Consider the following 26123-nt stretch of genomic DNA (forward strand, 5'->3'; position numbering starts at 1 on the left):
TATACAGACCTTTATTTTTTGCTTTAATTTAAGTGGTTATAAGCGGGTAATGTCAAAAAATCAACCAGTTCTTCTGAGGTGGTAATCTCATCAAGAATGTTCATCGCCAACTCAAAACTACCAGTCTCCCAACGCGCTTCACCTACTTCTTGTCTTACAATTAAAGACTCTTCCTGTAGCATTTCCCGAAACAGGGTGACTGTCACCGCTTTACCTGAGTCTAATTTTCGGCCATGACGCATCCACTGCCAAATAGAGGTTCTCGCAATTTCTGCGGTGGCTGCATCTTCCATTAAGCCGTAAATCGGAACGCAGCCATTACCATTAATCCAAGCTTCAATATATTGGATTGCAACCCGGATATTATTACGCATACCATTTTCAGTACACTCACCAGGGCAGGGTGCAAGTAAATCTTTTGCCGTAATTTCTGGATCATCCTCGCGCAGAACATGTAACTGGTTAAACTTACCTTCAGGAATATACTGGTTAAATACATCTAATGCCGTATCTGCTAAGCCTGGGTGGGCAATCCAGGTACCATCATGTCCATTACGCGCTTCTAACTCTTTATCTTCACGGACTTTTTGGAGAACCCGGGCATTAGCCATCTCATTTTTAGCGGGAATAAGTGCAGCCATCCCTCCCATTGCCAGTGCACCACGGCGATGACAGGTTCTTATAAGCAGTCTGGAATAGGCACTTAAAAAAGGTTGGTCCATGGTAACCTTTTGGCGGTCTGGCAATACCCGATCAGCATGGTTACGCAAGGTTTTAATATAACTGAAAATATAATCCCAACGCCCACAGTTAAGACCAACAATATGTTCCCTTAATGCAAATAAAATTTCATTCATTTCAAATACAGCGGGCAAGGTTTCTATCAATACTGTCGCTCTGATCGTTCCTTCTGGAAGCTGGAATCGGCTTTCTGTGTACTTAAATACATCCGACCACCATGCCGCTTCATGGTGACTTTGTAGTTTGGGAAGATAATAATAAACACCTGTTCCCTGTTGTTTTCTGACTTGCCAGTTATGAAAAAAGTACAGGGCAAAGTCGAAAAGGCTGGCGGGAATACTTTGCTGCTGAAGCTGCACGTGTTTTTCTTGCAAGTGCAAACCACGTACCCGAGCTATTAATAAAGCAGGGTCCTCTTTTAGAGTATACTCCTTGCCAGTGGTTGGGTGTACATACTCTATTGTACCTAAGTTTGCATCACGGAGGTTTATTTGTCCTTCAATAACACCTTCCCACGTGGGTGACTGAGAATCCTCAAAGTCAGCCATAAAGACATTTACATTGGCATTTAGCGCATTAATAATCATTTTGCGATCCACAGGGCCTGTTATCTCAACGCGGCGATCCTGTAAATCCTGAGGAATAGGGGAAACTGTCCAGTGGCTATCTCGTATTTCTTTGGTTTCTGTTAAAAAACCTGGTAACTGTCCCTTGTCGAATATAGCCTGACGCTTGGCCCGTTCAGCCAACAACTGTTGTAATCGAGGCTGAAACTCTCTGACCAACTCCGTAAGAAAGGTGACTGCCTCAGGGGTTAGTATTTCCTGATATGCGGGAGACAGTTTACCCAAAAATGTCATTTCTCCAATTTGGGTTGGTTCAGTCATTTTAAACCTCATTTTTATTGGTAATTACTTTTACGTTTATTCTGTAAGACAACTGACTGCAAGTTCATTCAATCTCATAAAAAAAACTTAGTGTCTTATATAAAAACGATCACTCCATTAGCCGCTATTTTCCTTTTCTTTTCCGTATTCTTTATACGTAAAGTGCACTCCCACCACTATTGGTACTCAAGAACACTGATCAATTACCCTCGTTATATAAAAGGAAAATAATTATAGTGATATCGTTAATACAATACTGTTGTTCTCCAATGATAATGTCAATTCTCTTGAGTGCCCTTTTCAAGAATAGTGATTATAAATAATATAAATAACGAATACGTGCCGTTTTTAATACGCTTATTCGAGGCAGATGTACACCACATAAAAAGTAAAGGTTATTTTATTACTCATTAACTGGATAAACAGTCACATCCTTAAACTTACTACCATGGTTAGCCCAGGTATATAAACCAATGGTTCCTTTACTTAATAGCGAGTCCACTACTTGAAAGGCTAATGTATTGTCCAAGAAAACTTCAATTTGATTACCATTCACTTTAATAACAAGCTCATACCAGCGTCCTTGAATATAAGGTTCAGCAACCTCTGCAAGCAGGGTATATTCATCAGCCATACGCCGAACCAATCGCTGATAATTACCTGCTTTATTCCATTCAAAACGGTAATAGTGCTGTGGATCTTGCATACGAAAAACAACACCTAATGCATCATCATCGCCTGATTTTAGCTTTAAGTGCACTTCATAATTACCCCAGTGTTTTCCTGCAGGATAATAAATAACACTACCTGCTTTTCGTAAGTCAGTAAAAGTAATGGGTAAACTATAAATATTAGAGTTATCGTATAACGTTCCTGAACTTGTTTGCCATTTTGCGGGCGCTAACCGGCTACCTTCACTTACCGACCACCAATCACTGATTAAACGTTGCCCCTCATAGCTGCTTGGTAATAACAACGTAGGCTGTTGCGCAGGCATTAGCGTAATCTGTTGCTGAACCTTATCCCACCATTGTCCATCAGAAACAGTAGCGGTAATGGTCAAGGTTGTCGGCTCAGTAACTGTTTGCGTCGATAGCATCGGCATTGTTGTAAATTCGCCTGTCAATGAGGCAGGACCAATAACAGACCAAACCCAAGAAAGCGGTTGATTTTCTGGGTCACTTGCTTCGATTGATAACGGTAGAGAGCTACCTGATGGTAAAAAGGCTGGTAATGATTGGATTGAAGATATTACTGGTGGCTTATTTGCTGAAGCCTTAGTCTGTATTTTAATATCATCAAAGCACGTTCCCTGATTTGCCCATGTGTACAGTCCTACCGATCCCTGAAGAAAAGTATTATCACTTGCAGATAGTATTAAATTATCATCAATAGCGACCTCAATCGTATTGCCTTGTAAATTAATATCAAGTGAATACCACTGCCCAACGCTAAACGGAACTTGATCTTCTGCTAATACCGTAACGTCACTGCCTTCAATCTTTTCAAGCCGGCGAAAAGCAAACGTTTTTGACCAGCTAAACCGGTAATAGTGCTGCTCATCCTGTACACGAAATAGCACCCCCATAACATCATCGTCATCTGATTTAACATTGAGGCTTAGTGCATAATCCTGCCATCGATAACCTGGCTGGTATAACAATAGAGTCCCTGGCTTCAGTGTTGCCTCAGCAGAGGAGGGTGGGGCATAGACATTACTCGACTGGCAAAGCACCTCATCCTTCACCGCCCAGTCTGCAGGCCCTTGAGTCGTTCCTGTAGTAACCATATGCCAGTGGTGACTTAACCCAGATGCAAATACTTCCTCAAGCACAGGGGTAGCACTGGTAGGTAAAACCGTAATATTCAGGTTTTCTGTAATCGATTGCAGACCATCACTGACAGTGACCTGTAACCTATGCACTTCCACTTCATCAACAGCCTCGGGGGTATAGTTCGTGGTATGCTGATTTGCCGCTGATAAAACACCATTACCAGACAACACCTGCCATGTATAAATTAAGCTTGATTCTGGACTATCAGTGTCACTTGCAACTACCTGTAATAAAGTAGATTCATTAGCAGACACTGAGACAGGTGTAGCGGTTAAACTCTCAATAACAGGGGCCTCACCTGGCTCCACATTGCTTCTATTATCCAGTACTTCCAGCGAGTGAATGTGATAACCTTCATTCGCCCAACTATAAAAGCCAACACCTCCTTGCGAAAAAGCATTATCGCTTACATTAAATATTTCATTTTGATCAATAATAACCTTAAGTTGATTACCCTCAGCTTTAACCGTCAGCTGGTACAACTGGTTTTGCACATAGGGCACAAAATCCTCCGCCAGCAGCGTAAATATGGCCCCCTCTCGACGCTCTAAACGCCGATAGCCTAAAGCCTTATTCCAGGTAAATCGATAGTAGTGGGTTGCATCCTGCAAACGAAAAACCACACCAACTGCATCATCGTCTTTAGAGTAAAAAAAAGTGGTTAACTGATAATCTTGCCATGAGAGACTATTGGGGTAATAAAGCACTGTACCCAGTTTAGCCAGATCACTCGCAACAATGGGCCTGGCATAAATATTACTCTGCTGAACCAACTGCAGCCCCATTTTGACCCAGCGAGAAGGGGCAAAAATGTTACCCTCATCGAACACCAGCCAATCGGCTGGAGGTAAACCGTCTTCTCCTTCACTAAAAGCTGTATAAAAAAGTAATGGTGGCCCATCAGCATCCGTCACAGTGAGGTAAACAGATTCAACGTCGGTCTGCTCTCCATCACTCACAACAACCTGCAACAAGTGCAGTTCTGTCTTATCAGTATCTGCGGGATAATAACGAACCTCTGTGGCGGACACCGGCTCAATAGATCCCTGACCATTAATAATGTCCCACTGATATTGAAGGGCTTGTGGCTGATTATCAGGATCACTCGCACTTACAGATAACAACACAAATGACTGGTCAGATATATGTGTTGAGGATAGTGTCAAAGAGGCAATCTCAGGAGGAGCATTGAAGTGATACTCTGCAGACATCACCCGGCTTGGTCGCTTTTCGGGGGCAATAGCGACCGCCTTAACCGTGGTTGAGGTACTCAGTGAAATAGGTCCATCATAGGGCGAACCATATTGCTCTGGATCAAGCCCATCCATGGTATACAGCAGAGAAGCTCCAGGCTCATTTGCAGTCAGTGTCACCCGTTGAGCGTTAGTATAGGTACCTGCTACAGGGGCTATTTGCGGTGCTAAGGTGCGTTCAGCTAATGCTGGTGATTCCCAACCTATAGGCTTATAAATCCAAATCTGACCTGCACTAATGCCCTGCAAACCAATAAATACATCAAGCTGTTTGATATATTTCCAACGACCTAATATACCGGTGCCAGGACCCAGGCTTGGGGCATCACCAGACCAAAGTGGCTGCTTAACTGCTCGCCAGCCTCCAGTACTGACTGTAGTTGGTGGAATAATCGCCCAAACTTCATTATAACCACGCCATAACAAATACTGGTGACGGTTAGCATCATAATCCATCCCCATATCACGCGTGACATTAAACTCATTACCAAGTGACTGAGGATAAAAAAGCTGATCCCTGTTCTCAGTGCCAGGTGTCGATAAATCCCAAAAGCCAATGACCTTTCGTCCACTACGCACATACAGATTTAATACAGGATCAAATAAGCCTGCACCTTGATTATTAACTCCATTCCAATAAGTCCCCAAAAGTGTCCATGAATCTCTAGCGGGGTCATTTATGTCATTGATAGTGTACTGATAAAGATACTCATGGGTGCCACCGGGCCGAGCATTTACTAGTACCACATCTTTACCTTCACTACTGCGGAGTGCAGTGGTACCCTCCACATGGCTTTTAGGAAGAGTGGGCAGTCCCATGAGGTGAGTATGAATATCGCGGTTTTGCCACATATTCCCACCCAATATTTCTGGATGTGGGTCCATGCGCTGGACATGCGAGCCTGTTGTACCACCTACTTTATCTTTATCTGCTTTGCCAGGGTCCCAGAGGTAAGGACCTGTAGGCCGTGTTGTTGTGCTATCAACCTGGCGAATAAACATCCCACCATTGTTGTAAGCCGCTCCACCAAAGGTCAACACACGATCATGAAAGGGTAAATAAAGAGTATTATCATAGGTATGCGCAGAGCTAGGCGCCGCATCCACACCATCGACAGCACGCCAATTGCCAAAATCATCTTGAATAATTTCGCTGGGTAACGAAGCTCTTTCCCACTGACGTGTCGTACCTCGCCAACGATAGACTTCATTACCTGTGTAGTTGGCATGCCCTCCACCATACAGTACTAAATCACCACGTTGGCTATCCCAAGCAAAAGAACTCCACGCCGCAATAATACGATCAGGCTCAGGGTTTGACAGGCCAAATAGTGGCCGTAATCCCGCAGGTACCCACACATCATCAAAACGATTAAGACTCACTTGACGCCAACTGCCTTCAGGCATTGCAGATATTTCTGCTAACAATGCAGTTAAGTCTGGTGTTCCATCATCTGCCCATGAAGCCCCCGTACTACAGACAAAGAATGCATAATATAATAATGCCTTAACCCGCTTTTTTGCTGCCAATATCATTACATCCATCACCAGAATGGCCACTGAGTATTTATTTTTATTTGTAAAAAAACAGCCATAAAGAGTGATGGCTAAATCTCTTTATATTATGAAGTTTTTTCGCGAAAATTAAGCAAACATAATGCCTGCTATTTAATAAGATTCGTAAGATGCTCATCCTATACAGGCAAAAACACCTATAGCAGTGCTCACCACATATTTATTTGTGATGTAAATGTAAAGTAATAAGACAGTTATTACAGATACATTTAAAAGGGGCTGCCCTGCAAACTAAGGAGGGATAGACCAGCGCTCATTGCAAGGGATAACAACTCAATTGCTATCAGGTTGAAACTGGGCTTCACAATCGAGACGTTTCGTAAACTCTGATAGTAACAGTTGTATGTCACTTTTTTGAACAGACATAATAAATAAATGCTTATTGCTCCACTCAGCGATTGGTAGTTCATTCATCTGAGCACTGACAACCACTAAGTTATCCACTAAGTCCGTGGTAAAAGAAAGCACAAAATGTCGTGTTTGAGCCAGTTGCTGGATAATATGTAATTCACAAGAGTACTGATAGTAACGAATATCAACCACTTTGACTTCAGAATGAAGGGCTAGCTTGCTCTTGAACTCATACAGCTGAGGAATAATCACCTTTTGAAACAAATAATTTACCAGCGTTTTATTATTTTGTTCTCGTATATTTTTATAGTGCGCCTGTTCATTTCTCTCGAGTCCAGATTCTTCTTTTGAACCAAGCCAGTCTTTTAGCCAATGCATTGTGGGTACCCTAGTAATACTATGCCTTGTAGTTAAGGTATAGCATGAATAAAACTACTTTAAGTCACTTACTAGCTAAATACCTCTTTCAAGTATTCATTATAAGTGCAACTTATGATGTGTACCATAAAATAACAGGAAAGCTGCCTAAATAAATATTAAGTACATCAGGGGATGTATTACCTACAAAGAGGTAATGATGACATAGCGTTTAGCAACCATAGAATAGGTGATTTTTATGCTTTTATTATAGTATTTTTTAATATACAGCTCTCATACAACAAAGAAATCAACACCAACATACCAGCTTAACAAGAATATAACCTTCACCACGATTCTATCAACGAAAGACCTTTAAATGACTTAAGCTTCTTAGCGTTAAACAAATAGACAAAAAAATAGAATCTGTGCCTACATAGCGTATAAATTAAATCATTTTCACGCAACAGAAAGCCACCTTTTATTTAACAGTGAATTTTTCTGCAAGAAAACATAAAGCAAAAAACTTTTAGGTTAAATCTATCAATAAAATTACGCTTCAATAGTTAACCATAAAAAAATAAAAAAGCTTAGATTAACTAGCGCTCAAGCTATAATTTACCTCTTATTTTATTATTGTTTTGCACAAGCTAGAGTCTATATTAGGCTAAACTAGCCATAAAGTATCAGCAATGATAAGAAATTCTAAAAGCAGTGTGTGGTAAAACTCATTAACTACCTAATTAGATGTATACAAAAATAACTCATCGAAAGTATATACAAATAAAGGCTCGGAGAATAACGTTATGTTCCATATCAAAGGTGCTATTACAACATTAGTATTATCATTATTTTTAAGTTCACTATCGTATGGTAATGAGCTGAATAAACTAACGTTTATTACTGAATCATACCCACCTTATAACTTTGAAACATCAGGCCTATTAAAAGGCATTGCTGTCGACTTGCTTATTGCTGCATCTAACAAAGCAGGTTCTCCAGTAAAAAGAGGCCAAATCAAAGTTTACCCTTGGGCAAGGGGGTACCGAGCTACTCTTGAAGAACCAAATCATGTTCTGTTCGCCACAACACGTACTAAAGAACGAGAACCTCTCTTCAAATGGGCAGGACCCATCGCCAAAACTAAAATCGTTTTGCTTGCTAAAAACGACAACGACGTAAAAATCAATACCCCTGAAGATATCGCTAAGTATACCGTAGGCACTATTCGTGACGATGTTGGTGAACAGCTGGTAAAAGCGCTTGGCGTACCTGACGCTTCAATCAAACCATCATCAAATGCTGACTCATTGGTAAAAAAACTTAACACTGGTCGAGTAGACTTATGGGCCTATGAAGAAAATGTTGCACGCTGGTTTATCAAAAAAAATGGCTTGCAAAATAGTGACTTCAGCACAGTCTACATACTTAAAGAAGCTGAGCTGTTTTACGCCTTTAGCCAAAAAACGTCTGACGATTTAATTAATCAGTTACAGAAAGGTATAGACGAAGTGAAGAAAACAAAAGGACAAATTAGTGATACATTATACAATGATATTTTAAGCGAGTATTTGTAAGTGTAAAAAAACTACCGGCATGATTAGTTCATGAAAATCTCTAAAATAGAAAATCATGTAAATATTTCTTATCCACCCCAAAAAGGTATCTAATAAATCTGCTTCAGAACACTTCCTTTTTTATAGATAGAAACTAAAAAAGCCTTGCATAAATGCAAGGCTTTTTCGGTCTAACCCATATCGTTCATGGATTACTACACGCTACTTACTTTTTACGACGACGTGCACGACCTAAAGCGAGTAAACCAATACCCATTAAAGCAGCTACAGAAGGAACAGGAACGGGTGTAGTTGGTGTTTTACCTTTACCACGGAGGTCATCATTACCGCACTGCATAGTAAAGTGTAAATTGAAGTCAGCATTTTCACCTAAAAAGCTTAAATCAAAACCATTAGCATAGTAGTGTTTTCCACCTAGGAAACCTGACTCGGCGTCGGTCAGTGAGCTTAAAGAGAAAGCACCATTTCCGATAACATCACCACCGCCAGCATACAACCATGGGTTAGCGGCTTGGTTATTTTTAAAGTAGGAAGTTTTTGTATAAGAGTTTGCATCTAACTTAACAATATCGTACGTCAGGTTAGACCAGTTAACATCCAATACATAGTCAAAGCCGTAAGTGTTTTTAACGGTTTTATTACCATTTGACCATGTACGACTGCCGCGGGTTACATCGTTATTAATATCGATAAAAATATCGCCAGAAGTCCAGTGGTGACGGCCTTGTTGTTCGCCATTTTTCAGGTTGTAACCACTCACAATACTGACATTATTTCCTTTCTGGAAAAAACCTTCTAAGTCCCACTTTTGTCCATAACTATTATATGGCTCTACTTCATTATCTTCTCGAGTACCATACTTACCTGCTTGTCCATCAAAAACAGTAATATTTTTTGCGTCGAGAGGTGATGCCATTACTTGTGAAGATAGAGCTACTACTGCAGTTCCAAATAGTGCGGCTAATTTATTCATTATAACTCTCCATAAAATGCACGCCGTCGTGCATACTACTAATCCAAACTTCATGCATATTGAATAAACGCATGTAAAAACGCAGACACTATTCAGCAACATTGATGCCAAAATTATTTTTTACACTTATAACAAATACTTAACTTCAAAACTTCATATTAAGGTAACGAGACTGTAAAAATTAATAATTTGAATTAAATCCCACAAGCTCCGCAACACAACTCACACCCCCAAATACCGTTTATCGTAATTCAATGATTTTTAAGGTTTTTTTATTTAAAAAAAATTGGCATATAAAAATATAATTAAATTACAAATAATTATCTTGAGATTATCTACTAGCGAAGTGTAAAGAAGAGGCGACAGCGGCTTTACTATGGATATCGATTTGAATAGCACTCACTTAGCTCTCGCAACCTGATTTACTTGTTGGCATGAAAAGCAATGGGCAAGAACTCAGTTCTGCCCATTAGGGTATAACTAGTGTTTTTTGGGACTCGAAAGGGAGACAGTTACTACTAGCTCGTAAGTCGGAGCACCTTTGACCAAACCAACATAGGACATTACTTGCTTATCAATGACTAGCTCATAACGAGTTAATAAGCTCGCTTCAGGTAGTTTGGCAATAAGTGTATTTAATGCGGCTTGATAAGCTTCATTAAAATCCAAGCGCAGTGAACTTCCTGAGGCTGTCATGTGTTCAGCTTGTCCGCTTGACTTATGAGGACTTGCAGTTTGGAGTGCAGCCAAGAAGGCATGACTTTTTTGTTCAGGAATATACTCCACGGGAATTGTCTTGTCTCCAGAAGCCATAGCAATAACCACTTCTTTTGGTGGTGCCAGGTTAGAAAACGAACGTTCCGTTCGATAATTTTGTTTTCCTGCCCCCAGTGGACCGATCCAAGCCCCTAAACAAAACTTGATGCCACCTGTCCATTGTTCATCTCGCGAAAATTCAGGCGTGGTCGCATACTCTTGAACAATACCACTAGCATGTAATATCAACTGGCCTTCTTTTTGCTGATCACTGGTACTTACGAAGGTAGCGTTTACCTCATGTGCATCAATGAGTGTGTAAAATCCCATAATAAATGTCCTTCCTTGCCGGGTTGTAAGTGGCAATACAAGGCTAGTCCATTTGTCTTAACTTACAAGAAAAGGGCAAGAGCTGGTGCAACCCATGGTAAGCAGAAAAAAGAGGGGCAAATATGCGAGCGCCTTAAGACGCCTTACTGAAAGTCCACCTTTATATAAAACTGAGCCTGTTGGTCCCGGGTACGATACACTCGTTGATTCAAACCTGAGTTGTGCTGATTAGCCTGATTATTAACGCCACCTACAGGAACCCACTGCCCAATAGGTGCTTGAATAACCGTACTGGTTGAATTGATATCAATATTGCCTGAGTTATTGCGAGCCAAACGATTATTCTGAGCCTCTAGCTGAATAGTAGCTAAGTCATTACCTGATAGCCTCACCGTCGCATAAAAGCCTTGGCTCACTTTCTTATAAGAGGAGCGCTGTTCAATATGCCCAGGCCACTGGGTACGTTCATGTACAGGTACCTCTTGTCCTACTTGAATAAAAGCAGCCTGTCCCTCAAGTGCAGTCACTTGCTGTATCCCCTGATCTTGCCTGCGTTGAGTGCCGTGATGAATAACAACTTGGTCGCTAGCTGCATGACGGTCGTCTGTTCGAATCGTCACATCACCCACTCGCACATCAACATCGGCTTCTATTCCACGCTCGGCATAAACCACACTTGAATCAGAGCTGACACTGATTAAAAGTTGGCGTATTGGCGTATCCAGTTTTTTTACTGTTTGCTGCAACTGTTGAAAGTTCTTGGCTGTTGTTTTAATAATCAAAACATTATTGTATGACGTGACAGCCCCTCCAGGAGCCACCAAAGGCTGTAATATGGGAACTAGCTCATCTGCCAGCCGATGTCTCATGTCAATGGTATATGTTTGCAACGCTGCAGCTATCGATAAACGACTTATTAGCAACAGAGTGACTAGCAAATAGGTAGCTGATCTTAAGCGAATCATAATGAGATATTCCTTAAGTCTGCTGGTTTAGAGCTTTTGTCCCATGCACGCTGAAAACCTTCTTGGCGCAATTTAACGTTTCCTGGGTCTGCAAATGATCCCTTAGCAATCAATAAATCGGCATCAGACAGCTCTAACCAGCCCACACGATCCACCAACACATAACCATAACTTTCTACAGGGTACTGTGGGTGAGTTTGTTGAATTTCTATAAGACTGGGAATTCTTTTTTGCAGACTCAGTAATGGATGAGAATAATTGACAATGGCGCGACAATCATCGATCAAGATACGCGCATGGCTAATCGGATTTCGTCTAGCAAACATTGAGAACTCTCGAATAAAGGACTCATCTGCAAAAAGCTCATGCTGTAACAGTGGGGAGTAAATCAGCACCATTTCATCAGCCTGGGCCACAATGCTCAGCAGCGCTGACATAATATCAGCCTGCTTGTGCCAAACCTGCAGCTTACTGTCTTCTCCCAGAATAAGCTGACATGCAGTCACCGTTTCTGCAGCTGGCTTGATAGCCCGAGGCTGGTAGTCATGACGATACTTAGCATGAATCACCTCAATACCTTGCTTATCGGGAATCGAGGCAAATGGAATGGGAGCAGCCAGACCTAATCCAAGGAAGACATTTTCCGAATCAGCCGCATCTACCCCTAAGCTGTCAATGGCTAGCGAGCTAAACCCCTGAGCTTGATAATAACTTAACCAATGGGGCAGGGTACATGCTTTAAGCATTTTGACACCGGCAGCGCGGGTATAAGCAATGAGGTATTCAAGTAAGTCTTTGAACGTTGAGCCATTCTCTTCAGCAAAAGGCAAATAAATCCCAATGGTAGAATGCTCAGGGTGAAACCACCCCAAGCCTTGTGGTGAATCACCGCCAATCAAAAACCAGCTATAGTCAGCGTGCATAGTTGATTGTAGTGGACAGAGGAGAATTTCCTGCTCACTATGGTTAACTCCTGCACATCTATAGTGAGCAAAAAACGATAACACCTGCTCTTCAGTAGCAGAGCTAACCTCAGCAGTCATCATTCCGCTTCCAGGCCAGTGTCCCTAAAGCTACCAGCTGGGTAAGTAATAGCAGAGTATCTGCATCGGCCTCCGAGACATCAGCTTGATCAATAGGCTGTCGACGCTCCAGGCGTGTCAGAATAGGAGAAACCTGCTCACTGGCATGCAAAACTTGACCATCTGCATAAACCTGCCAACAGTTATTAAGTGCGCTATAAGCCAGCCGTGCTCCGGGCACCACCGTTAGCGAATAACCCTGTTTTAGCCGACCCGCCAGCTCATCACAGTCTGTAGGCTTAATGGTAGGTAATTCAGGAGTCATATTATATTTTGACTCTGTCATAAAACGTCCAAACCACTCCACCAGCTTTTGCTCATCGTCTAGTTGACTAAGCAACGTTTTTAAACGCCCAATGGCACTGTGGGTAATTTCACCAGGATGCTCAGGCAGAGACAATGCCGGGTCAGCATAGCGATTATCATCAGATAGGTTATCTGCAACATAGTCACTAAAATGGGTAATGACCTCAGCCGCAGAAGGGGCTCGAAAACCCACAGAAAATGTCATGCAATCGTCTATACCAATGCCATTATGCGCCACACCTGGTGGTAAATAGAGCATATCTCCAGGTTCTAGAATCCACTCTTCAGCAGTTTGAAAGTCCGCCACTATTTTTAAGTCATTATGAGTCATGAGTGGTGTTTGCACTGTGCAGCGTTGACCTACCTGCCACTTTCGTCGGCCTCGGGCTTGCAGTAAAAACACATCGTAGTGGTCATAATGAGGCCCAACACCTCCACCAGGACGAGCATAGCTGACCATAATGTCGTCCAGCCGCCAGCCAGGTAGAAAATCAAAATGGCTAAGTAGTTCAGCTACTTCGGGCACCCAATGATCAACCGCTTGCACCAATAAGGTCCAATTATCTACAGGTAAGTTCAAAAAGGCTTCTTCAGAAAATGGACCATGCCAGACTTGCCAAGGCTCAGCTTCATCATCATTAACCACAAGCCGAGCTTCTACCGTATCTTCCATCGCTAAGCCAGCCAGCTCTTCTGGAGAAACGGGTGACTGATAAGCAGGTAACGCCTGCCGTATTAATAGAGGGCGCTGTTGCCAGTACTCACGCAAAAATTCTGCGGCGCTGATATTACCCAGTAATGTATTCATAATGGCAATGATTACCCGTTATTTGTAAAAAAATACCCATAAAGAGAATACACAGTCGTTTATGAGTAACTTATTATATTTGCTGTGCCTGGCTACTCGCGTTACCTGTATAGGTTGCAGGTGTTAATGTTAAAAGCTGCTGTTTCACATCCTCAGGCAATGCCAATGTATTAATAAATTGCTGAAGGACTTCGGCTGTAATCGCTTTACCGCGTGTCAATGCCTTTAGTTTTTCATAAGGTTCAGGAATGCCATAACGGCGCATCACCGTTTGAATAGGCTCAGCCAAAACCTCCCAGGCACTCAGTAAATCTTCTTGTAAACGCTGCTCATTAATTTCCAGCTTACTAATACCTTTGAGGGTTGACTGGTAAGCTAATAAGCTGTGAGCCAAACCAACACCCAAGTTGCGTAACACCGTTGAGTCACTCAAATCGCGCTGCCAGCGAGATACCGGTAGCTTGGCAGCTAAGTGCTGCAGGATAGCATTGGCCAGCCCTAAATTACCTTCTGAGTTCTCAAAATCAATAGGGTTTACTTTATGAGGCATCGTGGATGATCCCACTTCACCTGCCACTGTTTTTTGCTTGAAATAACCCAGCGAAATATAGCCCCAAACATCCCGGTCAAAATCTAAAATAATCGTATTAAAACGGGCAACAGCATCAAATAGCTCTGCCATATAATCATGAGGTTCTATTTGTGTAGTATAGGCGTTCCATGACAAGCCAAGCTGCTGGACAAATGACTCAGCCAGAGAGGACCAGTTCACCTCGGGATAAGTCACATAATGTGCATTAAAGTTGCCAACCGCTCCATTGATTTTACCCAGTAGCTTAACCCCTTTAAGCTGTAATACTTGACGCTCTAATCGCACCACCACATTGGCCATCTCTTTACCTAGTGTAGATGGAGTGGCTGTTTGTCCATGCGTACGAGACAGCATTGGTGTACTGGCATACTGATGCGCTAAGGCGCGTATGGCATCTACCACTTGCTCCATGGTGGGGACTAACACATGCTCTACGCCATTTTTCAACATCAGGCCATGGGCTAAGTTATTAATATCCTCAGATGTACAAGCAAAATGAACAAACTCTTTAATAGGCGCTAGCTCAGGTTGCCGATCTAACTGCTCCTTTAAATAATACTCTACCGCTTTAACGTCATGGTTAGTGGTTTGCTCAATCGCTTTAATTCGAGCGGCTTCTTGTTCATCAAATTCTTCCAGTATTTGCTCAAGAAAAGCATTGGCTGCAGAGGAAAGGGGAGGCACTTCTACTATTTCGGGTGTTGCTGCCAGCTGCTGTAACCAGCGAATTTCAACCTCCACTCGATAGCGGAGCAAGCCATATTCACTAAAAAATGGTCGTAAATCAGCTGTCTTATTACTATAACGACCATCAACAGGGGATAACGCGGTTAAAGAAGATAGTTGCATTATAAAACCACTTATAACTCACAGTTGCTAAAACGTATATAACCCAAAACGTGTATTAAACGTGAATACAGGACTCAACACCGCCCAGTAATTTGCTGCGCGATAGTAATAGTTGCCAGCGGCTACCTCCAGTCTGATGCCAGAGCATAGCCGCACGTATACCCGCTAACAGGCAGGCACGTATTTTATCGGCATTTACCTGTTGCTGAAGATGCCGCATTTCACCAGTGACTTGGATCCGGGTCCGAAAGGTGCTGATAGTGTCCTGGTACAAGCTGGCAAAAGCCGCAATAATATTTTCATGGGTAACCGCAAAGTGATTGACTTGGTCTTTTATTTTGTCAAGGCGGCTGGCTATTTCTGTTAACATGGCTGGATTTTTACTGAGCTTGCGCTCTAAGTGCAGCAAAGTTAACGCATAACGAATGGTATCTGTTTGCATGGAAGATGCTTCTTTTTGTAAAACACTGCGCAGTACACGTAATCCAAGCATCACACCACTCGCACCCTCATAAACATCTGCCACTGAGTTAGGTGATGTGTTTAAAATACTGGATAAAGAAGTAATTAAAGCATCCTCTGGGGCCTGACCTGTTTTAGCAACCTTTTCTACAAGGTTCGCAGCCTGAAACACACCCGCTAGCGCCAATGCTTGATCTTTGTATGAATACGTACTCATTGATGGAGAAAAGCTATATTTATTCTATCGGTTTAGTGTGTGAGCGGGATTCAATAACGCCGCCCCCCAAACATAAATCATCCTGATAAAACACCACAGATTGTCCTGGTGTGACAGCACGCTGAGGCTGGTCAAATATCACTAAGTAGCCACCTGTTGATAAGGGTTGAACTTCACAAGGCTGCTCAGATTGTCGATAACGTACCTTAGCATGCAATCTGACAGGCAGAGTGGGACTGTCTCCAGACACCCAGTCAACATGACTGACCAACAGTGCTTCAGAGAATAACAAAGGATGCTGATTACCTTGTGCTACCACCAGCACATTATTCGCAACATCCTTATCAACGACATACCATGGCGCTTCATTAGCACCGCTCACCCCCCCAATACCCAGTCCTTGGCGTTGTCCCAATGTGTGGTACATTAATCCTTGGTGTTCTCCAATAAGCTCACCTTCTGTCGTTTTTATCGGGCCAGGCTGTGCGGGTAAATATCGCTTTAAAAAATCGCTGAACCGACGCTCACCAATAAAGCATATGCCTGTACTGTCTTTTTTATTATGGGTAATCAAATCATGTTCAGCCGCCAGTTTTCGTACATCAGGCTTATGCATTTCCCCTACAGGGAATAATGTTTTAGCCAGTTGCTGATGACCCACGGCATGTAAAAAGTAGGTTTGATCTTTATCAGGGTCCTTACCTTTCAGCAGGCACGCTTTGCCATCTTTAAAACTTCGACGCGCATAATGCCCGGTTGCAATAAAATCTGCGCCAAGCAGCTCAGCGTAATCCAAAAATGCCTTAAATTTAATTTCTTTGTTACATAAAATATCAGGGTTAGGGGTTCTTCCTGCACGATACTCTTGTAAAAAGTGCTCAAACACATTATCCCAGTATTCAGCAGCAAAGTTGGCCGTATGCAGATGGATTCCCAGCTTGTCACAGACCGCCTGGGCATCAGCTAAGTCCTCACGAGCAGTACAATACTCAGTGCCATCATCCTCTTCCCAGTTTTTCATGAACAGGCCTTCCACCTGATAACCTTGCTGCTTTAAGCTCAGGGCTGCAACGGAAGAGTCAACACCACCAGACATGCCAACAATAACGCGGGTATTATGCGGTTCAGGATATTCTTGGTTACTCATACACTACCGAACATGCTATTCATGTTTAATATTAAGTAAGTGCTATTCTACGCAGGCTCTACAATAAGTTCCAATGGATATCGATATCCCTTTTGATAGTCCTCTATACAGCGAAGTACTAATGGACTCCGTAATGACGACTTGCGTTGTATAATATCTGCATGTGTAAGCCAGAGCACTTGCTCTATTTCATCGTCGAGGCGTTGGTGGCCAATATGATTGACGGCCTCACCCACAAAACAAAAACGATGGTATGTAATACCGGGAGATTGTGGAGGATTAAATCGGTAAATCCCCACTAATCCTGTCACATTTATCTCCCACCCTGTCTCCTCAAGGGTTTCCCGCTGAGCCGCGGCAACCAGAGATTCGCCATATTCCAAATGACCAGCGGGCTGATTTATAACCAACTCCCCGAAAATAGTCTCTTCTACCAGCAAAAATCTATTTTCTGACTCGACAATGGAGGCAACCGCTACCCGAGGACACCAAGGTTGAAAATTATCCGTCATGCCTAAATCCAAATTTAAAGAGGAGGGATACTTTATTTACAGTATGGCTTTCATTTACAAGAAACACACAAATAAGCATCATACTGTGTAATGGTTCTGGACGCTTTCTTCACTGGTCCACGATAAGAATTAACACTTAAGCGAGCTGCAGATGACAAAGACATCGCCCTTTACCCACTTAGATAAATTGGGCCAGGCCCATATGGTGGATATCACAGAAAAACAAGTGACCTCTCGAACCGCAACCGCGCAAAGTATCGTCGGTTTTTCTGCTGACAGCTTTAATAAACTCACTGAAGATAACCCCAAGGGAGATGTATTTGCAGTCGCAAGAATTGCGGGAATACAAGCTGCCAAGCGCTGTGCAGATCTAATCCCCCTGTGCCACAGCCTAGCATTAAGTAACGTATCTATTGACTTTAACCTGCTTCCTGACAAGCACCAAGTTCAAGTTTTAGCTCAATGCAAACTTGCCGGAAAAACCGGGGTTGAGATGGAAGCTTTAACGGCCGCCTCCATTGCTGCGTTAACGCTCTATGATATGTGTAAAGCCTTCGATAAAGGTATTGTTATTGAGCATACTTGCCTGTTAGAAAAAACAGGGGGTAAGTCTGGTCACTGGCAACGGACCACGTCATGATCACAATTAAAATTCAAGAAGATGATTTTGATCATCACCACCTCTATCACCAGCTTCGACAGGCAGCGCCAAGTGCAGGTGCCATAGTAACATTTACAGGCTTAGTCCGAGAGTTCAGCGAGCAAGGTGATATACAACACATGGAGCTTGAGTGTTATCCGGCTATGGCTAAAACAACATTAGCAAAAATTGCTGAAGAAGCTGTTAATCGATGGAGTATTTTAGGCTGTACGGTTATTCATCGTATTGGAAAATTATACGCCCACGAACAAATAGTTTTTGTAGGCACTGCAGCACAACATCGTCAGGCCGCCTTTGAATCAGCTTCCTATGTGATGGATTACCTTAAAACGGAAGCGCCATTTTGGAAAAAGGAAGTGCATTCAAGTGGTGCCCACTGGGTAGCCGCAAAAACTTCAGACCAAGAGGCAAGAAAAAAGTGGCTTAAATAAATATGTTCACTCAGCTCATAATGTCAGCAAACTAAAATAATTTAATACATAGACATTTATTCTTCATTTATGTGATGTAATTACATCATCAAAAAGTCACGTAAAATAACTGTATAAAACAGCCGATAAAATAACGCAATAAACTGAGATTTATATTCATTATTCACGAGAAAAATCCCACCTATCATGTTGTATTTACAAGGAAAAAGTACGTGACTTTTAAGGCAAAACCTACAACAATAATGCCACCAATAAGGTTGTCATACAGTGTTTCAACCAAAAAATTCATACACGAAATAATGGAGTAAGTAATGGGATATCAACACATCAACGTGCCAGCCCATGGTGAAAAAATCACGGTTAATGCTGACTTGTCCCTCAACGTGCCTGACAATCCGATTGTTCCCTACATTGAAGGGGATGGCATAGGCATTGATGTCACTCCAGCCATGATTAACGTTGTCGATAGCGCTGTACAAAAAGCTTACAGTGGTAGCAAAAAAATCGCCTGGATGGAGGTATATTCAGGTGAAAAAGCCACTCAGGTCTATGACGAGAACACCTGGCTACCCGAAGAAACACTTGAAGCATTTAAAGAATTTGCCGTTGGTATTAAAGGCCCATTGACAACACCTGTCGGTGGTGGCATTCGCTCATTAAACGTAGCACTTCGTCAAGAACTTGATCTGTATGTTTGTCAACGTCCTGTACGCTGGTTCACTGGTGTGCCAAGCCCAATCAAGAACCCTCAAGATGTTGATATGTGTATTTTCCGCGAGAACTCCGAAGATATTTACGCAGGTGTCGAATGGAAAGCAGGCACCCCTGAAGCGGATAAGGTCATCAAATTTCTAAAAGAAGAAATGGGTGTCACTAAAATTCGTTTTGACGAAAACTGTGGTATTGGTGTTAAACCTGTTTCTGAAGAAGGTACTAAGCGTCTGGTACGCCGTGCTATTCAATATGCTATCGACAATGACAAATCATCCGTCACCCTTGTCCACAAAGGCAATATCATGAAATACACCGAGGGGGCGTTTAAAGAGTGGGGCTACGAGTTGGCTCAGCAGGAGTTTGGCGCAAAACTACTGGATGGCGGTCCTTGGTGTACTTTTAAAAACCCCAACACAGGCCGTGAGATCATCATAAAAGATGTTATTGCTGATGCCATGTTGCAACAAATCCTTCTACGCCCAGCAGAGTATGACGTCATCGCTACTTTAAACTTAAATGGTGATTATCTATCTGATGCCTTAGCGGCTGAAGTAGGTGGAATAGGTATCGCTCCAGGTGCCAACCTCAGCGATAACGTCGCTATTTTTGAGGCCACACATGGAACAGCACCAAAATATGCCGGGCAGGACAAAGTAAACCCTGGCTCACTGATTCTTTCTGCAGAAATGATGTTACGTCATATGGGCTGGACAGAAGCAGCTGACTTAATTATTAAAGGGATGGAAGGGGCAATAGGTGCAAAAACCGTGACTTATGATTTTGAGCGGTTGATGGAAGGTGCTTCTCTACTGAAATGCTCCGAGTTTGCGGATGCTATTGTTGCCAACATGTAGTCCCGAGCTTAATGGGGTTACAGGGTAGTATGAAAGCATAACAACGCTTACAGAAAAGGGGCTGATTAGCCCCTTTTTTTTAAACCTGTTATGGTTTTTCACTCAAACAGACACCAATAATTTACGCTGGAAGATGTACATCATCTGCCGAGTGAATATGGTTGGGTTGAGCGTCCCTTGGTTCATGTTCACTTTTATCTTCTACAGGTACTATATTAATCGCGTGAAGCCCTTTTGGTCCCTGTAAAATGTCAAAGTTCACTTGCTGTCCCGCTTTTAGTGTTTTGTAGCCATCCATCTCAATTGATGAATAGTGCACAAACAGGTCTTCATTACTATCTTCAGGCAAAATAAATCCGTAACCTTTTGCGTTATTAAACCATTTAACTTTACCTGTTGGCATGCTTTATTCCCTCTGCAAAAACTCCTTGCGGAGTAGTTCCTACAACAAATATGCGACACTGTCCCTCGTCACAAAATTTCACGTCACATTGTCACACATAAGACACTTAAACCAACGCGTGGTTTTTAAACTAGTGTTTAACATGCAGCGGTTTCTGTCAAGTTTTTAACAACTGCATTTGTAGCATAAGCAAGGTATTATACTTACTTTATGAATCTTGGTCGTGAAAAAACAGATTGGTATGCAATGGGTAAACTAAAGGAACTTCGTCTAACATTAGAAAATGAGGACGGACAAGAAAGTTTCGATGAGGATGGTCAACTTCTTGTTGCGCCAGCTAAGCCGAAACTTAAGCCACCGCCAATGTATAAGGTGGTCCTGCTCAATGACGACTACACACCAATGGACTTTGTAGTCGAAGTCTTAGAAGTGTTTTTTAGCATGAACCGTGAGAAAGCCACTCAGGTAATGTTGAAGGTGCACACAGAAGGGAAAGGGATTTGTGGGGTCTTTACCCGCGACATTGCCGAAACTAAAGCCGAGCAGGTTAATCAATATTCTAGAGAGAACCAACATCCACTGCTCTGCACAATAGAAAAAGCTAATTAAATAGCAAAAGTTAATGGCGAATGCTTAAGGTACCAGTATGCTGAACAAAGACCTCGAAGTGACCCTGAACCTTGCTTTCAAGGACGCTCGGGCAAAACGGCATGAGTTTATGACCGTGGAGCACCTACTACTAGCACTATTGGACAATGAAGCCGCGTTAAAGGTGTTGAGAGCTTGTGGCGCTGATATGGATCGTTTGCGTAGAGACCTCACCGAGTTTGTTGACTCCACAACGCCGCTAATTCCCAGTAATGAACAAGAACGCGAAACACAGCCCACGTTGGGCTTTCAACGAGTATTACAGCGGGCTGTCTTTCATGTGCAAAGCTCTGGCAAAAAAGAAGTTACAGGCGCAAATGTATTAGTCGCTATTTTTAGCGAGCAAGAAAGTCAGGCAGTTTATTTTCTTAAACAGCAAACCATTGCCCGCATTGATGTTGTTAATTATATCGCGCACGGTATTTCAAAAGTGCCAGGCACCTCTGAACAAGAAGATGTAGGCCATGAACAAGAGGAAGAGGGGACTGCAGAAGGAACGGCGTCTAGTAACCCACTAGAGAATTATGCTACCAACCTTAATGAGCAGGCAAGGTTAGGCCGCATTGACCCCCTTGTAGGACGTGACAGCGAATTAGAGCGTGTTTCGCAAATACTGACACGTCGGCGTAAAAATAACCCCTTATTAGTAGGAGAAGCAGGGGTAGGTAAAACGGCTATTGCTGAAGGGTTGGCCAAGCGTGTGGTCGATGGTGAAGTACCTGATATCTTAAATGATGCTACCATTTACTCGTTAGATATGGGGGCGTTGCTGGCAGGAACCAAATACCGCGGTGACTTCGAAAAACGCTTTAAACACCTACTGGCTGAACTGCGTAAAAAACGCCACGCCATCCTGTTCATTGATGAAATTCATACCATCATTGGCGCAGGAGCCGCCTCCGGTGGCGTTATGGATGCGTCCAATTTACTCAAGCCTTTATTGACGTCAGGAGAGTTACGTTGTATTGGCTCTACGACCTTTCAAGAGTTTCGTGGTATTTTTGAAAAAGACCGTGCATTGGCCAGACGTTTTCAGAAAGTTGATGTCAATGAACCCTCTGTGGAAGATACTTTTCAGATTCTCAAGGGTCTTAAATCTCGCTTTGAAGAACACCATGCCATTAAATACACGGATACTGCCTTAAAGGCAGCCTCAGAGTTAGCTGATCGTTATATCAATGATCGTCATATGCCAGATAAAGCAATCGACGTTATTGATGAAGCAGGTGCTTTTCAACGCTTACAACCCGAAAACAAGCGCAAAAAAACGATTGGTGTCGCCGATATCGAAACTATTGTGGCCAAAATTGCACGGATTCCACCTAAAAGTGTTTCAGCATCAGACAAAGAAGTACTTAAAAATCTAGAGCGCAACTTAAAAATGGTGGTCTTTGGCCAAAGTGAAGCTATTGATTCATTGACCACGGCTATCAAGCTATCCCGTGCTGGATTAAAAGCCCCAGAAAAACCTGTAGGCTCATTTCTATTTGCCGGACCAACAGGGGTTGGTAAAACAGAAGTCAGTCGCCAACTTGCCGAAATTCTTGGCATTGAGCTGGTCCGTTTTGATATGTCCGAGTATATGGAGCGGCATACAGTTTCGCGATTAATTGGTGCTCCACCAGGCTATGTTGGCTATGATCAGGGAGGCTTGCTCACTGAAGCGATTAATAAATCGCCGCACTGCGTATTACTCATGGATGAAATTGAAAAGGCGCATCCTGAAGTATTTAACTTACTCCTTCAAGTTATGGATCATGGCACATTAACAGACAACAATGGTCGTAAGGCTGATTTTCGTAATGTCATTCTGGTAATGACTACCAATGCCGGCGCAGAACAAACCAGTCGAGCCTCAATTGGTTTTACAGAGCAAGATCACTCAACAGATGCCATGGAAGTTATCAAGAAGACTTTTACCCCAGAATTTCGTAACCGTCTTGATGGCATTATTCAGTTTCAGCCACTTACTGAAGAAACTATCAAGCATGTGGTGGATAAATTTCTCACTGAGCTACAGAGCCAACTGGATGATAAAAAAGTCTTGCTGGAAGTGGATGAAGAAGCCCGAGCTTGGCTGGCAGATAAAGGCTATGACAAACAAATGGGTGCCCGGCCCATGGTACGCGTCATTCAAGACGTATTGAAAAAGCCTCTGGCAGAACAGATCCTCTTCGGCAAGTTGGCCGGTAATGGAGGAACTGTCAAAGTCTTTGTCAAAGAAGATGAGCTGAACTTTGAGCTAGAAGATCATTAACTCAATCATGCCTCAGTTTCTGTCTATCTGGGGCATACTCAGCAGCCAACGATATCTCCTCTCACTCAAAAGCCGCACTCTCAAACAAAAACATCCGAATAACAGAGCCAACTGCTATTCGGATGCTTTCAAACTATTAGACTATTAAATGCTATGCACTGCACTCGCTTTACACAGTAGTCTTCATCAGCAAAAATGATCTCTACTATTGCATGAAATCATCGGGTGTCAGTGTTAAAAAGATGAGAATTAACGCTAATCATCACTCATAAATAAAACGTACACAAACAGCCTTATAGCAGCATACCTTCTTGCAAAGGTTATCAACGTGCACGATACGTGATACGCCCTTTACTTAAGTCATAAGGCGTTAACTCAACGCGTACTTTATCGCCCGTTAAAATACGGATGTAATTTTTACGCATCTTGCCAGAAATATGAGCAGTCACTACATGACCATTTTCCAGCTCAACGCGAAACATAGTATTAGGGAGGGTATCAATAACTGTACCTTCCATTTCAATTGAATCTTCTTTTGCCATTCGGCGCTTTACCTCTTCATGTTACTTACCAAGTCTGTATCAGGCCTAGCCATGACCAGCCCAAAATAGGGGTGAATTCTGCCTGAAAACAACTAGAAAAGTAAAGGTTGCTATAACAATATCGTATTTTATGACGACATTTTTCTCAGCCCAGAAGAAAAAACTGGCTCCATATAGCCACGCTTCACTAAAAATGAACAGAAGGAAAAGCTTCTTAGAAATTAAAACCTGCCTTAGTGCCTGCCAGGGGTGATATGACCGAAACAAATACTGACTAGCTCAGCGCTAAGTGAAACGAGTAACTCTTCCCTAAGTGTCATCAGACCTTAATTGTAGGCATTAAGCATATTACTGCAACTCTATCCACTTATTATTAACAAAAACCTCCAGCGGACGATATTCCCCTTTGTATTGCATTTTTTGACAAGACTTTATCCAGTACCCTAAGTACACATAATCCAACCCTAATAGCTGACAAGCTTCTACTTGCCATAAAACCGCAAAGGTACCTAGGCTGCGCTGGCTATATTCTGGATCATAAAAGGTATAGATTGCCGATAAGCCATTAGCTAACTGGTCGGTAACCGCTACTGAAATCAGCCTTGACTGCTCCCAAAAAAGATAAAACTGGGCAAAATCCCAGCCCCCCACTAAAAAAGACTCAAACTGCTCTTTGCTGGGTGGGAACATGTCGCCATCCTGATGCCGAAGAAAAATGTACTTTTCATAAAGGTGGTAAATCTCATCTTCACTACTGGGGTTAACCACCTCAACCACCAAGTCTTTATTTTTTTGCCAGATACGCTGAAAACGTCGCTTGCGTTGAAAGCGTGCAACAGGAATTCTTGCGGGAATACAAGCCTGACAGTAGCGACAATGTGGACGATACAAGTGCTGACCACTTCGTCGAAAACCAAAGTCAGTAAGCTGACTGTACAAAACTGTACTTAGCTCCTTATTCGGATCAAGAAACAGTGTGGTAGCCTCCTGATCAGGCAAATAGCTACAGGTATGAGGATGGGTCGCAAAAAATTTTAATTCCTTTAACTCTGACATAGTCTTTTCATAGTTATCAGACAATTAAATCAAATATCCACAGTCATCGACCATTGCTCAGGACCTTGTATTGAACAATACCTTTCTAAGTAGTTTAGAAAAGATTCTCGGGAAAGGGTTTCAGCACCCATACGCATTAAATGGTCACTTTCTACCTGGCAATCAATTAAGCCAAACTGCCATGCATCCAGCTGCCTGGCCAAAGCAACCAAAGTGCATTTAGAGGCATCTGATACCTTACTAAACATAGACTCGCCAAAAAATATTCGGCCAATGGCCACACCATAGAGTCCTCCCACCAGCTGAGCACCTTGCCAGCATTCAATAGAGTGAGCAATGCCTTGCTCATGTAAAGTACGATAAGCTGACAACATGTGTGGTGTTATCCAGGTTCCAGCTTGCTTTGTTCGAGGAGCTGCACAGGCTGTTATAACTTCATTGAAAGCTTGATTGAAGGTAAAGCTAAAATGTTTGCGGTTAAGCGTTTTTTGCAAACTACGGCTAACATGAACAGCATGTGGAAATAAGACAAGTCTAGGGTCAGGACTCCACCACAGAATAGGTTCACCCTCATTAAACCAAGGAAAAATACCTTGCCGGTAAGCCCTAACCAAGCTAGAAGCTTCTAAATCTCCGCCCATAGCCAGCAGCCCATTGGGCTCTTTTAAGGCTTGTGACACAGGTGGAAAATAAACTTGTCCAGGTAACAAACGTGGTAATCGAATCATAGGTATCGAAAATTTGTGATGCGAATTAGCTTGAATAAAACCATAGCCGCTACTTCATTTCCACAGCTTCACAGGCTCTGAATAATCAACCGTTTTTTTAAGCTACATCGCAAATAGCCTACAGGGTATATGCGTTGTGGCTTAACGAACATTTAATGTCAAAAAATCGACAGCATAAGGGATTGCACGGCTAGCATCCAAGTGCTAAACCCGTACAATGTAAGAACTTTTAATTCTAACGTGTGTCAACTTGG

Annotated in this window: 22 protein-coding genes; 6 read left to right on the forward strand and 16 right to left on the reverse strand. The window is 42.5% G+C overall.

Going from position 1 to position 26123, the window contains the following annotated elements; all coding sequences use genetic code 11:
- Window positions 1–23: 23 nt before the first annotated feature.
- The 3 genes from aceB to KHS79_RS06575 form a co-directional block, all read right to left on the reverse strand.
- On the reverse strand, window positions 24–1628 hold the full coding sequence (gene aceB, locus KHS79_RS06565) for a malate synthase A (RefSeq protein ID WP_212717730.1): 1605 nt from the start codon (window positions 1626–1628) through the stop codon (window positions 24–26).
- Between the two features lie 403 nt (window positions 1629–2031).
- A complete protein-coding gene (locus tag KHS79_RS06570; RefSeq protein ID WP_212717732.1) occupies window positions 2032–6261 on the reverse strand; it encodes a family 16 glycoside hydrolase in 4230 nt (1409 codons plus the stop codon).
- A gap of 303 nt (window positions 6262–6564) precedes the next feature.
- Window positions 6565–7020 carry a hypothetical protein gene (locus KHS79_RS06575; RefSeq protein ID WP_212717734.1) on the reverse strand — a complete coding sequence of 152 codons (456 nt, stop codon included), beginning with the start codon at window positions 7018–7020 and terminating at the stop codon, window positions 6565–6567.
- Window positions 7021–7805: 785 nt separating this feature from the next.
- Here KHS79_RS06575 and KHS79_RS06580 point away from each other — a divergent pair.
- Window positions 7806–8576, forward strand: a complete 771-nt coding sequence (locus KHS79_RS06580) for a substrate-binding periplasmic protein (protein WP_212717736.1) — start codon at window positions 7806–7808, stop codon at window positions 8574–8576.
- Window positions 8577–8781: 205 nt separating this feature from the next.
- Here the strand turns inward: KHS79_RS06580 and KHS79_RS06585 are convergent, their stop codons facing one another.
- The 9 genes from KHS79_RS06585 to KHS79_RS06625 all read right to left on the reverse strand — a co-directional run bounded on the left by KHS79_RS06585 (window position 8782) and on the right by KHS79_RS06625 (window position 17575).
- A complete protein-coding gene (locus tag KHS79_RS06585; RefSeq protein WP_212717738.1) occupies window positions 8782–9549 on the reverse strand; it encodes a PEP-CTERM sorting domain-containing protein in 768 nt (255 codons plus the stop codon).
- Between the two features lie 480 nt (window positions 9550–10029).
- Window positions 10030–10635 carry a hypothetical protein gene (locus KHS79_RS06590; protein WP_027706839.1) on the reverse strand — a complete coding sequence of 202 codons (606 nt, stop codon included), beginning with the start codon at window positions 10633–10635 and terminating at the stop codon, window positions 10030–10032.
- A 143-nt stretch (window positions 10636–10778) separates the two neighbouring features.
- The gene (locus tag KHS79_RS06595) at window positions 10779–11600 is read right to left on the reverse strand and encodes a secretin N-terminal domain-containing protein (RefSeq protein ID WP_212717739.1); all 822 of its coding nucleotides are present in this window, start codon (window positions 11598–11600) and stop codon (window positions 10779–10781) included.
- Window positions 11597–12646, reverse strand: coding sequence for a DUF7931 domain-containing protein (locus KHS79_RS06600; RefSeq protein WP_212717742.1), 1050 nt, complete (start codon window positions 12644–12646; stop codon window positions 11597–11599). Before KHS79_RS06600 ends, KHS79_RS06595 begins: the two co-directional genes overlap by 4 nt.
- Window positions 12633–13796, reverse strand: coding sequence for a cupin domain-containing protein (locus tag KHS79_RS06605; RefSeq protein WP_212717744.1), 1164 nt, complete (start codon window positions 13794–13796; stop codon window positions 12633–12635). The genes KHS79_RS06600 and KHS79_RS06605 overlap by 14 nt, the downstream gene beginning before the upstream one ends.
- A gap of 73 nt (window positions 13797–13869) precedes the next feature.
- Entirely contained in the window at window positions 13870–15237 is a 1368-nt protein-coding gene (gene purB, locus KHS79_RS06610) for an adenylosuccinate lyase (protein WP_212717745.1), read from the reverse strand.
- Window positions 15238–15292: 55 nt separating this feature from the next.
- Window positions 15293–15916: a high frequency lysogenization protein HflD gene (hflD, locus tag KHS79_RS06615; protein ID WP_094787396.1), complete on the reverse strand. Its 624-nt coding sequence runs from the start codon at window positions 15914–15916 to the stop codon at window positions 15293–15295.
- A gap of 19 nt (window positions 15917–15935) precedes the next feature.
- Window positions 15936–17063, reverse strand: a complete 1128-nt coding sequence (mnmA, locus tag KHS79_RS06620; protein WP_212717746.1) for a tRNA 2-thiouridine(34) synthase MnmA — start codon at window positions 17061–17063, stop codon at window positions 15936–15938.
- 47 nt (window positions 17064–17110) lie between these two features.
- A complete protein-coding gene (locus KHS79_RS06625) occupies window positions 17111–17575 on the reverse strand; it encodes an NUDIX hydrolase (protein ID WP_038289776.1) in 465 nt (154 codons plus the stop codon).
- A 151-nt stretch (window positions 17576–17726) separates the two neighbouring features.
- On the opposite strand from KHS79_RS06625, the gene moaC reads away from it, so the two are divergent.
- The 3 genes from moaC (at window position 17727) to icd (ending at window position 20235) form a co-directional block, all read left to right on the forward strand.
- Window positions 17727–18215, forward strand: coding sequence for a cyclic pyranopterin monophosphate synthase MoaC (moaC, locus tag KHS79_RS06630; protein WP_212717747.1), 489 nt, complete (start codon window positions 17727–17729; stop codon window positions 18213–18215).
- Complete coding sequence (locus KHS79_RS06635) at window positions 18212–18667, forward strand: molybdenum cofactor biosynthesis protein MoaE (RefSeq protein WP_212717748.1); 456 nt, start codon at window positions 18212–18214, stop codon at window positions 18665–18667. The genes moaC and KHS79_RS06635 overlap by 4 nt, the downstream gene beginning before the upstream one ends.
- A gap of 311 nt (window positions 18668–18978) precedes the next feature.
- Entirely contained in the window at window positions 18979–20235 is a 1257-nt protein-coding gene (icd, locus tag KHS79_RS06640; RefSeq protein WP_212717749.1) for an NADP-dependent isocitrate dehydrogenase, read from the forward strand.
- 121 nt (window positions 20236–20356) lie between these two features.
- Here icd and cspD read toward each other — a convergent pair whose 3' ends face one another.
- Complete coding sequence (cspD, locus tag KHS79_RS06645) at window positions 20357–20638, reverse strand: cold shock domain-containing protein CspD (RefSeq protein WP_094787400.1); 282 nt, start codon at window positions 20636–20638, stop codon at window positions 20357–20359.
- 210 nt (window positions 20639–20848) lie between these two features.
- Here cspD and clpS point away from each other — a divergent pair, with 210 nt between their 5' ends.
- Together clpS and clpA are read left to right on the forward strand one after the other, a co-directional pair.
- A complete protein-coding gene (clpS, locus tag KHS79_RS06650; RefSeq protein WP_407704221.1) occupies window positions 20849–21247 on the forward strand; it encodes an ATP-dependent Clp protease adapter ClpS in 399 nt (132 codons plus the stop codon).
- Between the two features lie 37 nt (window positions 21248–21284).
- Window positions 21285–23543 carry an ATP-dependent Clp protease ATP-binding subunit ClpA gene (gene clpA, locus KHS79_RS06655; protein ID WP_027706827.1) on the forward strand — a complete coding sequence of 753 codons (2259 nt, stop codon included), beginning with the start codon at window positions 21285–21287 and terminating at the stop codon, window positions 23541–23543.
- 323 nt (window positions 23544–23866) lie between these two features.
- On the opposite strand, the gene infA is transcribed toward clpA, so the two are convergent.
- The 3 genes from infA to aat all read right to left on the reverse strand — a co-directional run bounded on the left by infA (window position 23867) and on the right by aat (window position 25869).
- The gene (infA, locus tag KHS79_RS06660) at window positions 23867–24085 is read right to left on the reverse strand and encodes a translation initiation factor IF-1 (protein WP_027706826.1); all 219 of its coding nucleotides are present in this window, start codon (window positions 24083–24085) and stop codon (window positions 23867–23869) included.
- Between the two features lie 348 nt (window positions 24086–24433).
- Window positions 24434–25141, reverse strand: a complete 708-nt coding sequence (locus tag KHS79_RS06665) for an arginyltransferase (RefSeq protein ID WP_027706825.1) — start codon at window positions 25139–25141, stop codon at window positions 24434–24436.
- Window positions 25142–25170: 29 nt separating this feature from the next.
- Complete coding sequence (gene aat, locus KHS79_RS06670) at window positions 25171–25869, reverse strand: leucyl/phenylalanyl-tRNA--protein transferase (protein WP_212717751.1); 699 nt, start codon at window positions 25867–25869, stop codon at window positions 25171–25173.
- Between the last annotated feature and the right edge of the window lie 254 nt (window positions 25870–26123).

The sequence above is a fragment of the Zooshikella ganghwensis genome (assembly GCF_018263875.1).
Taxonomy (GTDB): Bacteria; Pseudomonadota; Gammaproteobacteria; order Pseudomonadales; family Zooshikellaceae; genus Zooshikella; species Zooshikella ganghwensis.